Consider the following 11,327-nt stretch of genomic DNA (forward strand, 5'->3'; position numbering starts at 1 on the left):
GTTGGGTCGGTGCCCACCATTAATTTACCACCAGCGGCTACAAACATTTTTTCTAGCTGCATCATTTTTTTAAATACTAAAGGCCAACTAGATTCGCTCTGCTTTGCTATTTTTTCAAAGCGCGACTCGTACTGATCGCGCACTTGCGGTATTAATGCATCAAGTGCTTTTGGGTAGGCTTTAGGGCGACCTTTAGTAAAGGTTTCAAATACAGTAAGTGTAGAGGTAAGTACTACATTTTTAGCCACTAAGTAATTTATTAGGCTCGTTACTTCTGGCGAGTTTATATCTAACTCAACAAACGATTGCTGTACGTCTTTATTACTTGGGCATACATCTTTTTGTTTGTTTTTAACAAAGTCGGTGGCGGCAAAAAAGCCATGTTCTAGGTTATCAATACCTAAAGCGGCTGCTTCGCGGTATGTAACTGAACATAAATGAGCCGTTACTTTGTTATTTTGCTCGTGCGCTTTTTTAATAACAACATCAAGCTCATTTTGATTAATATGCATATACGCTTTATATGAGGTAACCCCCTCTAAGCCCCAGTAGTCCATCATTTTTTTAGCATCGTCTGCATCGCGTAGCGACTTTATTTTTAAAATAGGTAAACCGGGGCCATTTAAATACGGCGCCGTTACATCTATATCTGGGCCTAAACTTTTACCTGCGTTTATATCATCTCTTAATTTTAAATCAGCATATGGTGCAGTGGTGCCAGCAGTACGAATTGTGGTTGCACCGCCTGCTAAATATAGGCGAGGAAAGCTGTAAAGCATTTCGGTGTAATGAGCCTTGCCAGTTGGATAAAACATGTGCTCATGCATCATCACCAATCCCGGAATTAATGTTTTTCCACTACCGTCAATAATATTCACACCTTTAGCGACGCCTACTTCTGCTGTGGCGCCTATATTCACAATTTTATTTTTATTTATTACAACCGTTTGATTAGTTTGTGCCGGTTTGCCGGTGCCATCGATTAACGTGATATTTTTAATTGCATAACGCCCCGCTTGATAACGTACAAATTGCTCATCAACTGCATAACTTGTAAAGCTAGTTAAAGCGCAAGCAATTAATAATAAAGATTTTTTAATTTTTTTAAATGCGTACATAGATATACTCATAGTGTGTGCTCATCTGGGTAGAAGACATTACTATAAATGCACCACCTAAAAATGTAAATCTGGATTCACATTTTAATTCATCATACTTTAATAAATCTTTTTTACTGTACTCTTTTTAAATTACACGGAATGACTATGAAAAATCGAATCGCTAAAAAGCACGTTTTAAAATCAACATTGGCACTGACTATTGCACTCGCATTGAGTGGCTGCGACATTGATGATGACGATAATAACGACCCTGTCGTTGTGGAAACACCAGAGCCTGCACCGGTTACTTTGCGCGTGATGGAAACAACCGACATACACATGTATTTATCTAACTACGATTACTTTGCACAAGCCCCATCAGAAACCTTAGGGTTTGTTAATACCGCTACCCTTATAAAAGAAGCCCGCAATGAAGTGCAAAACAGTGTACTTGTTGATAATGGTGATTTAATTCAAAACAGCCCGCTTGGCGATTACGAAGCGATTGTACGTAAAGACGATATTTTAAATGGCGCAACCCATGTAGCCTTTAAAGCAATGAACTTGCTTGATTACGATGTTGCTAACTTAGGAAACCATGAATTTAATTTTGGCTTAGAGTTTTTAGATGCCACATTAAGTGGTGCCGACTTCCCGTATATTAATGCCAATGTATACGTTGATGATGGTGATGATGACGACAGCAACGATGAAAACCGTTACACACCGTACTACCTTCAAGATAAAACCGTATTTGATATAAACGGCAACGAACAAACAATTAAAATTGGTTACTTAGGCCTTACCCCACCGCAAATTATGCAATGGGATAGCGCGCACTTACAAGGTAAGGTAATTGCAAAAGATATTGTTGCTACTGCTGAAAAGTTCATTCCACAAATGAAAGCACAAGGCGCCGATATTATTATTGCCATTCCGCACTCTGGGTTAACAGCCAGCGCCCAAGAAGACCTCGCTGAAAATACAGCCCTTTACCTGTCTAAAGTAGATGACGTAGACGCCATATTGTTTGGTCATAACCACCGTTTGTTTCCGGGTGATTCGTCGTACGATGGCTATGAATCGGCGGGNCCGGCTGTTATGCCTGGCTTTTTTGGCAATAACTTAGGGGTTATTGATTTAATTGTTGAGCCAAACGATGAAGGCGGCTGGGAAGTAACCAGCTCAAAAGTAGAAACCCGCGCCATTAGTGGTACAGATGAAAACGGCGACTTTATTGATTTAGCTGCTGTAGATACCGATGTAGCTGCCGCAATTGAACTTGAACACCAAGCAACGATTGATTGGGTGAGCGAACCATTTGCTGAAATTTCAAACCCTATTTATAGCTTTTTTGCTTTGGTGCAAGACGACCCGTCAATTCAAATAGTATCAGATGCACAAATAGCGTGGGGTAAAGCGTTTATTCAAGGCACTGAGCTTGATGGCTTACCCGTGCTTTCGGCAGCAGCCCCTTTTAGAGCTGGCCGCAATGGTATTGAAGATTACACCAATGTAAAAGCAGGCGATATTACCTTACTAGATACCGTTAGTTTATATGTGTTTCCAAACACTATTCGTATGGTAAAAGTAACAGGTAGCGATGTTAAAGAGTGGCTTGAACGCTCTGCGGGTCAGTTTAATCAAATTGATGTAAACAGCAGCGCTGAGCAAAACCTACTCGATACCACTTTTCCCACTTTTAACTTTGACATTATTGACGGCGTTACCTTTGAAATTGACGTCACTCAGCCAAAACGATACGACAACGATGGCGTATTAATAAGTGAAAACAATTCGCGCATTACTAACTTGCAATACCAAGGTGAAGCGATAGATTTAGAGGCAGAGTTTTTAATTGTAACTAATAACTATCGTGCATCGGGTGGCGGTAACTTCCCGGCGATTGACGGTACTAGCCGTGAAACATTTGAAGGCCCAGATGAAAACCGCGGTGTGCTGCGTAGTTATATTATTAGCGAAGCCGCTAAAAGTAGCACAGGCAGTATTGACCCTTCGGCCGATAATAACTGGCGCTTTAGCACCGTGACCACCAGCACAGAGCTAAACGTTGTGTTTAGAACATCACCGCTTGATGAAGTAGCTACTATTGCACAAACACTCCCTGCAGTTGCGCCTACCTCACCACTTAAAACAGACGAAAATGGTTTTGCGCTATACACCATAGATTTAAAGCAATAACCTTTAAGGCATAAAAAAGCCAGCTTAGCAGCTGGCTTTTACTTAACCTAAACCCTTAATTATTTAGCAATATACACACTATAGCTTAGCCCTTTTAAAGTAACCGTTAACTTGCCATTTTGTTGCTCAAGTTGCTCGGCAGCTACAAGAGGCGAAAAGTGTTTATACGGGCTATTAAACTCTATTGTTTGTGGCGTTTTTTCGCTATTAAACACAATAATATACGCCTGCTCTGCACCTTTTACTGTGCGTGAAAACGCAAACATGCCAGTGTTTTTAGCAAAAAATAAGTCGTTGTATTCACCGCGGCGAAGCCCTTCGTGATTTTTTCGTAACTTACTTAATTGCGCAATAGTTTTAAATAATGGGTGCTGCTGGTTAAAGTTATTATCGGCCGTTGTTTGCGTGGTGCCTATAAGGTTATTGTCGTTATAGCTTGCAACATTTGATGCAAACATATCTTCGCGTGCATCAATATCGTGGCCATCGCCTGTAAAACCTTGTTCATCGCCATAATAAATAACCGGTATACCGCGAGATAAAAACATAAATGCATGCGCTAATTGGCTGCGCTTTAATTTAAGCTCATCACTTTCGTGATCAAATGTTTGGTTTATAAATAAGCCAGGCCTGCCCATGTCGTGGTTCCCTAAAAAGGTCATAAGTAAATCGGCTTGGCTGTCTTCATCTTGGTATAGTGAGTCTTGTGCAAATAGCTCGCTAATGGCGCTTGGGTTCTGCCCTTTAAAAAACACATCGGCCGCTATTTTTTGAAATGCAAAATCAAGCACCGATGGAATTTTACCTTCTGTAGTAAATACACTTAGGTTTTTAGGGTTAGGGTCGTACACCTCACCAAACACATGAAAATTTGGAATCCCTTGCGCTTTAGCGTAATCAATAATAGCAGGTGTAAATGTTTGCCAAAACTCGAGATTTACATGGCGTACGGTATCGATTCTGAAGCCGTCGGGCTTAAACTCTTTTATTAAATTTTGATAAATATCGACCATGCCGCTCACCACCTGCGGATGCTCTGTTTTTAAATCGTCTAGGCCGTTAAAATCGCCATTAAGTGAGCTTTCACCACTAAAGGTGCTGTCGCCTTGGTTGTGATAATAATCGACATTGTTTAGCCACTGTGGGTACTTAACATTTTTTAAGTGCTCAGGAATAAATGGGCTATACGGCTTAGGGTTGTTTAGCGCTTTATACTCACAATGCGTTAAACCTGCTTTAAATTGACCGTTTGGCATGTGGCATTCGTCGTAACGAATAATATCGGCTGTGTGGTTAGTAATAATGTCAAAAAATACTTTAATGCCTTTTTTATGAGCTGCATCAATTAGCTTTTTTAAAGAAGCATTCCCACCAAAGTGCGGGTCTATTTCGCTAAAATCGACAATCCAATAACCATGGTGCGCAACACCATCTGATTGAATCGCTTGGTTGCGTAATAAAGGCGTCATCCAAATTGCTGTAACCCCTAGCGCTTCTAAGTAGTCGAGCTTTTGTTCAATGCCTGTTATATCTCCACCATGAAATCCACTGGTGGTTGTTAAATTTAACCCACCAGCCGAAATAGCATGCTCATTGCTGCCATTATCGTTTTGCGGATCGCCATTATTAAAACGATCAGGTAATACAAAATAAAATATATCGTCGCGTACATCGCGCTGTAAATAATTATCAGTGCTTGCAGTGTTTGCGTTACCGGCCGCTGGTGGCTGATTACTTTTACAGGCCGTTAATACCACTACAGTGCTTAGTAAAAATGTTGTTAGTGTGTTTTTTATCATTTTAGTGCTCCTTTACTAAACTATGGCAGCTCGCAACCTTTTACACTTTCGTAAAGTGCATACCAATGAGCGGCCGTTAATTGCATTTTGTTTACTTGTGCACACGCTTTAATACGCGCAGTGTTAGTAGTCCCTATAACAGATTGAATGTTTGCAGGGTGCCTGTTTAACCATGCCAGTACAATGGCTTCTGCACTTGTTTCGTACTGCGCAGCTAAGCTTTGTACTAATTGGTACGTGTTTTTAATACGGGTTTCAGCGCCGGTTATATCAGCACCCGAAAACAACCCTTGGCATAAACTTCCCCACGCCTGCAGCTGTATATTTTCGTGCTGGCAAAACTCGATTAAGCCCGGCGTAAAGTTAATATTTGCGCCTTTCGCGTTACCAGCATATATGCCCTCTTCAACCCAGTCATTTTTTAATAAGCTCATTTCTACTTGATTCAAAATAAGTGACTCTGACAGGGCTTGTTGAATAGCTTTTATTTGATGTTGCTGCATATTAGACACCCCTAAAAAACGTACCTTGCCTTGGCTTTTTAGTTTTTTATAAGTGCTAGCAATTTCCTGAGGGCACATGAGTGGGTCGGGTCTGTGCAGAATAAGTACATCTAAGTAGTCTGTTTTTAGCTGCGCTAAACTTTTATTTACACTTTGCTCTATCCACTGTCCTGAAAGGTCATAACGCTTTGGGCCATGCTCATCTTCAAAGCGAATACCGCATTTAGATTGAATAATTAACTTATCACGGTCGGTGCGCGTTTTTAAAACTTCACCAAATACCTGCTCTGCTTTACCAAAAGTATAAATATCAGCATGGTCAAAGTAATTAATGTTATTTTCAAGTGCTGCCTCTACTACTGTATGTGCTTGGTTTATATCGGCTTTGGTTATTGGGTTGTTATTCCAGCCACCACCCAAGCCCATACAGCCATAAATAAGTTCACTAGCATTGGGTATAAATTGAGAAATAGTTTTATTGGTCATGAGTTATCGGTATTAAAAAAGAGTGACTTGTAGTTTACCGATTAAATTATTCAACTAAATACTAAAAATAAAACTCATTATTTGCTATAACAAACAATAAAAACACAGTGCTCATTTAAATGCTGAGAGAACATAAAAAATTTGAACGGTTATTTTTGTTTAACGAAGTAGCCAAACACTTAAGCTTTTCAAAGGCAGCTTTAGCGCTTGGGATCTCCCGAGGGTATTTGTCTGAGCAAATAAAAGCGCTCGAAAAAGAATACCAAAGAGCCCTACTTATTCGCACAACCCGCAGTGTAAAGCTCACCCCGCAGGGAAAGCATGTGCTTAGTTGTATGGGAAATATTAAAAACACATTATTAGAGCTTGAACGAACCTTAGCCCATGAACACGAGGCTATTGCCGGCAACATTAGAATTACCGCGCCGAGCCAATTTACCAATAGATACCTGCTAACTATTTGCGAGCAATTTAACCAAGAGTACCCTGATGTTAAATTTAATATAGACTGCAGCTACACCCCTCACAATTTGATTCAAAGCAATTACGATATTGCATTTAGATCAACCCTTAATCCGCCCCAAAACATGATTGCCAAAAAGCTATTTAGTTATAAACAGGTGTGCTGTGCCTCGCCTAGTTATATTGCTAAAAATGGTGAGCCAAGCGACGTTGAAGATTTATTAAAGCATAGCTGTTTAACCAGCACGCAATTTAGCCTGTGGCATTTTTCCGATAGGGCCATTGAGCTTGAAGGAAAACTAAGCATTAACGATAACCACATGCTTAAAAACCTTGCGCTGCAAGGTCAAGGAATTATATACACCCCGGAGTATTTAGTAGATTTAGAAATTAACGCGCACACTTTAAAGCCGCTATTAACGCAGTTACAGTATCCGCAATCTGATGTGTATTTAATTCACCCTCAGCTAATTAACGAATCAGCACGTATTAGCCATTTTATTAAATTTACCACCAACTGGTTTAGAAACTAGCTTACCAATTACTTTTATATTGAGATAAGTGGTTTACTAAATAATCGACTAAAGCTTTAACAGTTGGGCTTAACAAACGTTGAGACGGATAAAGTAAATTAATAGGCAGCGGGCTTGGCGCGTATTCACTTAGCACCTCTACCAGCTCACCGCTTTTAAGTGCTTGGTTAACGTAAAAATTAGGTAATTGCGCTACACCTTGGCTTGCTAAAGCAAACGCTTTTAAACTTTGCGAGTCGTTAACCTCTAAACTACCTGATACTTTTACAATGGTATTCTTACCATCAAGCCTATAACTCCAACGCTTTGCGTTAGCGACAACCGTGTTTATAAGGCAATTAAAATTTTTTAGATCATATTAAAACAATTAAGCCTATTTCAGCACCTGAAAAATAAACATCTTTACCTACCTAACTAATTAAGTGCTAGGATAATGGCTTGAAATACTGATAACTTGCAAACCTAACTATGAATTTAAATCAGCTCGATCTAAACCTTCTTATTATTTTAAAGCAGCTTTTAAACGAAAAACATATTAGCAATACCGCCTTAACTTTAGGCATGAGCCAACCTTCTATAAGCCGCTCGTTAAGTAAATTACGCTCCTTGTTTGACGATCAATTATTAATAAGAATGGCCGGAGGGTATGAGCTAACACCAAAAGCGCAATCAATTCAGCAAGACCTAAATTCTATTTTAAATATGGTAGAAACACTGGTTAATAAGCAAACCTTCGACCCTAAAACCAGCACAGCCACCATTAAACTGTTTGGCCTACCGCCGCAAATGCATTTATTTATAAAAACAATAATTAAAGATGTTCGCGAGCAAGCGCCTGATATCACCCTTGAAATAGACACCCTGCCTAAGCCGCAGTTTTCTGATTTGCTTAAAGGCGATACGCACTTTGTGATTACTGGCCACAAGCCCGCTAATTCAGAGGGTAAGTTATATCNTCGCTCCCACAGGCTGGCTAAACAAGAATTAAGCGTTGATTTATTGCGTGATTGTAATTTTGGGCAAATATCAATTCAGGGTGAAAAAGCATTAACTATTGCACAAAACTTTGCCGCGCTAGGTATTGATAATATAGCGACGCCAATACGCTTAAAAAACTTTTACAGTATTGGCAGCATTGCTGAAAACACTGATTTAATATTTTATGTGCCCAATCATTTTGCTGAAGATGTGTGCCAACAGCATGACGTAGTTGCCAGAACCCCGCCCCCAGAGCTTAGCTCAGAGTATGCACAAGTGGCTTTATACTGGCATCAACGCCACCATAATGATCCTGTATGTCAATGGTTTAGAGAGCTTGTAAAAAATAAAGTATTTGAAGTTTAAATAACTGTTATTCATGTAGGGTATGTATTTTAAATTGCCATTTAAGGCGGCGAACGATTTAATACGAATCATTCTTAATAATATTAAAATTAGATAAACATACTCACCATGAAAAACACGCTCCCATTTAATAAGCACGCGCTTAACGTTGTTATTGGTACTTTGTGTACTGGTATGTCATTCATAAGCTTAGCGGAACAAGCTCCCGATACCTCAGAAACCATTGAAGTATGGGGCACAACAATTACTAATGACTCGCTACTACAAGACGATATTGAAAGAAAACAAGCCAACCATTTAAGTGATTTACTCCGTGACCAAGCTGGTATTGACGTAGGTGGCTCGCACTCTATTGTACAAGGTATTAATATTCGTGGTGTTGACGATTTAGACCTCAACATTACTGTTGATGGTATTAGCCAAAACAATAATATGTTCCACCACTCAGGAAACTTACTTATTAATGCTGATATTTTAAAAGCAGTAGATATAAAAGTAGGGACTAACTCGGTGCTAACTGGCGGCCTTTCTGGTGGTGTAGCCTTTGAAACCAAAGATGCTAAAGATTTATTAGAGCCAGGTGAAGATTTTGGCGCGCGCTTATACACAAACTTAGGTACTAATGATTACGCAGGTGGCTCTGCTGCGGTATATGGTCAGCTAACCGACAACATAGACGCCCTTGCCTACTACACCTACACCGATAGAAATAACTTTGAAAACGGCAATGGTAAAGAAGTTACAGGTAACGAAGGCCGCACGGTAGATGGCATCTTCAAGCTCGGCTGGGATGTAAATGAGAGTAACCGTTTTGTGTTCTCATACGACAGATATAACGATGAAGGCGATTACTACGTAAAAACCAACTTTGGTGCAGGCTTTGCTGAAGATTCAGACGCGCAAACAGAAGATATTGACTACACACGTACCAGCACTTCACTTGCCTACGAGCTAGATAAAGGCGATGCCATTACCCTACGCGCTAGCGTTTATCGCAACGAACTAAGCTATATTGCACTAGGAACTGAGGGTAACTCTGAGCATACGGGCTACACTGCCCTTGCAACATCTAAAATTGCACTTGCTGGATTTAACCATACATTACGCTACGGCGGCGAAGGGTATGAGCAAGTTTCAAAACGTATAGAAAACCACGTACAAACCAATAAAGACACTGCCGACTCTCACGCTATTTATATTGAAGACGAAATCGCTGTAACCGATCAGTTATTTGTAACCCCTGGCGTGCGTTACAACTACTTTAAAGTAGATATGTACTCAGCCGGTACTAACGATTCGTTAGATAAATCGTGGAACGAGTTAGACATAATGACTCCCACACGGTGTTAGCCTCCGCTTTTCGTGGGTTAGCTTAATTCAAAGCCAGAGCCATAATTAGTTTGTCAATTAACTAAACAGCAGAGGCTAACATGAATAAACATAGCATACTTTTTATCGGTCTTGATACACATAAAGAATTCAATGAAGTCGCCTATATTGAAGAACATAGAGGTGCGCAACCTGTTCATCTTGGCCGAGTTTCGTCTTCCAAAGTGGCCGTTCAAAAGCTTGTTCGTCAGTTCGAATCGAAATACTCTGGCGCAACACTTCATTTTGTTTATGAAGCAGGCCCATGTGGTTATTGGATTTACAGGTTAATTACCAGCCTCGGCCATTGCTGTTACGTGGTGGCGCCCTCTCTTATTCCTAAAAAACCTGGTGAGAAGATTAAAACCGATAAACGTGATGCTCTTAAGCTTGCTAAATTACTTAAGTCTGAAGATTTAACACCTATCTATGTTCCCGAGCCTGAAGATGAAGCTGTACGCGATTTATCTCGTGCACGCGAAGTGGCAATGAAGGACTTAAAAGATGCCAAATATCAATTAAAGGCGCTGTTGCTTCGCAATAATATCAATTATAAAGGCACTGCGAATTGGTCACAAAAACATTTACGTTGGCTCACTGAGATTGTGCTGCCACACCCCGCTCAGCACATCGTCTTACAAGAATTTTTACACACAATTACCGAACGAATAAGCCGACTTGAACGGCTAGACAATGAACTAACACACCACGTTCACCAGTGGCGTTATTATCCTGTTGTCAAAGCAATACAAGCTATGCGTGGTGTCCGTTTGTTGGTCGCCACTGGCGTTGTTGCTGAGCTTGGCGATTTATCGCGTTTCGACCATCCCCGTAAATTAATGAGTTATCTCGGTCTTGTACCCAGTGAACACTCGAGTGGTGGCAAACGCCATATTGGCGCCATCACAAAATGCGGAAATGGCCGAGCAAGACGCCTTCTTGTGGAAGGTGCACACACTTATCGGTATGCGGCAAATATATCAACAGATATGCAAAAACGACAAGAAGGCTTACCAAAGGACATTATTGATATTGCGTGGAAAGCACAGATTAGGCTCTGCAAACGCTATAAAAAAATGATAGCCAAAGGGAAACACTACAATCTGGTTGTTACCGCCATTGCCCGAGAAATGATTGCGTACATATGGGCTATTGCAAAAGAAGTGGTGCTTACGCCAGTGAATACAAAACTTAGATTGGCAAGAGTACCCGCATGATAAACGTATTAGAGTTAATGCATGGGATCAAGCATCGGGTGTGGCACAACCACCGACGGCGTTAGGATGGCAGTGCAGCTAACGCTGCATTGAACCACGAACATAGACTGAAGACAGGTGCCACGACGAAATAAGTAAGGTCTGCTCTGTTACTAGAAATAGTAATAACCAACGAATATCAGCAAGATAACCGACGACATTACTTGCTTCATCCTATGTATTAACTCGCTCTAATTCGAGCTAAAGTAATTATGGCTTAAAAAGTTAGGCAGGGATCAGTGCGTTTAACTTGACAGTGGGAGTCATACCAACG

General features: G+C 40.5%; 8 protein-coding genes and 1 pseudogene. 5 read left to right on the forward strand and 4 right to left on the reverse strand.

Translation table 11 applies throughout. From position 1 onward, the window contains the following. Window positions 1–1,130 (reverse strand): amidohydrolase (locus tag L650_RS0107105; RefSeq protein WP_085065435.1); only part of this gene is annotated, 1,130 nt, incomplete at its 3' end. 135 nt (window positions 1,131–1,265) lie between these two features. Here L650_RS0107105 and L650_RS0107110 point away from each other — a divergent pair. Beyond that, window positions 1,266–3,302 (forward strand): bifunctional 2',3'-cyclic-nucleotide 2'-phosphodiesterase/3'-nucleotidase, encoded by a 2,037-nt coding sequence (locus L650_RS0107110; RefSeq protein ID WP_085065436.1) that lies wholly within the window; start codon window positions 1,266–1,268, stop codon window positions 3,300–3,302. Between the two features lie 59 nt (window positions 3,303–3,361). Here L650_RS0107110 and L650_RS0107115 read toward each other — a convergent pair whose 3' ends face one another. Both L650_RS0107115 and L650_RS0107120 read right to left on the reverse strand, forming a co-directional pair. Then, complete coding sequence (locus L650_RS0107115) at window positions 3,362–5,101, reverse strand: alpha-amylase family glycosyl hydrolase (RefSeq protein ID WP_029772679.1); 1,740 nt, start codon at window positions 5,099–5,101, stop codon at window positions 3,362–3,364. 20 nt (window positions 5,102–5,121) lie between these two features. After that, window positions 5,122–6,090 (reverse strand): aldo/keto reductase family oxidoreductase, encoded by a 969-nt coding sequence (locus L650_RS0107120; protein WP_029772680.1) that lies wholly within the window; start codon window positions 6,088–6,090, stop codon window positions 5,122–5,124. A gap of 119 nt (window positions 6,091–6,209) precedes the next feature. Here L650_RS0107120 and L650_RS0107125 point away from each other — a divergent pair, with 119 nt between their 5' ends. After that, window positions 6,210–7,085, forward strand: coding sequence for a LysR family transcriptional regulator (locus L650_RS0107125; protein WP_029772681.1), 876 nt, complete (start codon window positions 6,210–6,212; stop codon window positions 7,083–7,085). A 1-nt stretch (window position 7,086) separates the two neighbouring features. Here L650_RS0107125 and L650_RS23625 read toward each other — a convergent pair. Then, a pseudogene (locus tag L650_RS23625) lies at window positions 7,087–7,428 on the reverse strand (LysR substrate-binding domain-containing protein); the annotation flags it as partial. A gap of 125 nt (window positions 7,429–7,553) precedes the next feature. Here L650_RS23625 and L650_RS0107135 point away from each other — a divergent pair. The 3 genes from L650_RS0107135 (at window position 7,554) to L650_RS0107145 (ending at window position 11,014) form a co-directional block, all read left to right on the forward strand. Further along, window positions 7,554–8,429: a LysR family transcriptional regulator gene (locus L650_RS0107135; protein WP_029772682.1), complete on the forward strand. Its 876-nt coding sequence runs from the start codon at window positions 7,554–7,556 to the stop codon at window positions 8,427–8,429. Window positions 8,430–8,537: 108 nt separating this feature from the next. Beyond that, window positions 8,538–9,779: a TonB-dependent receptor domain-containing protein gene (locus L650_RS0107140; protein ID WP_085065438.1), complete on the forward strand. Its 1,242-nt coding sequence runs from the start codon at window positions 8,538–8,540 to the stop codon at window positions 9,777–9,779. Window positions 9,780–9,859: 80 nt separating this feature from the next. Then, window positions 9,860–11,014: an IS110 family transposase gene (locus L650_RS0107145; protein WP_029772239.1), complete on the forward strand. Its 1,155-nt coding sequence runs from the start codon at window positions 9,860–9,862 to the stop codon at window positions 11,012–11,014. Window positions 11,015–11,327: the final 313 nt, after the last annotated feature.

Origin of the sequence: Pseudoalteromonas sp. TB51, from assembly GCF_000498055.1 — a bacterium.
GTDB lineage: Bacteria > Pseudomonadota > Gammaproteobacteria > Enterobacterales > Alteromonadaceae > Pseudoalteromonas > Pseudoalteromonas atlantica.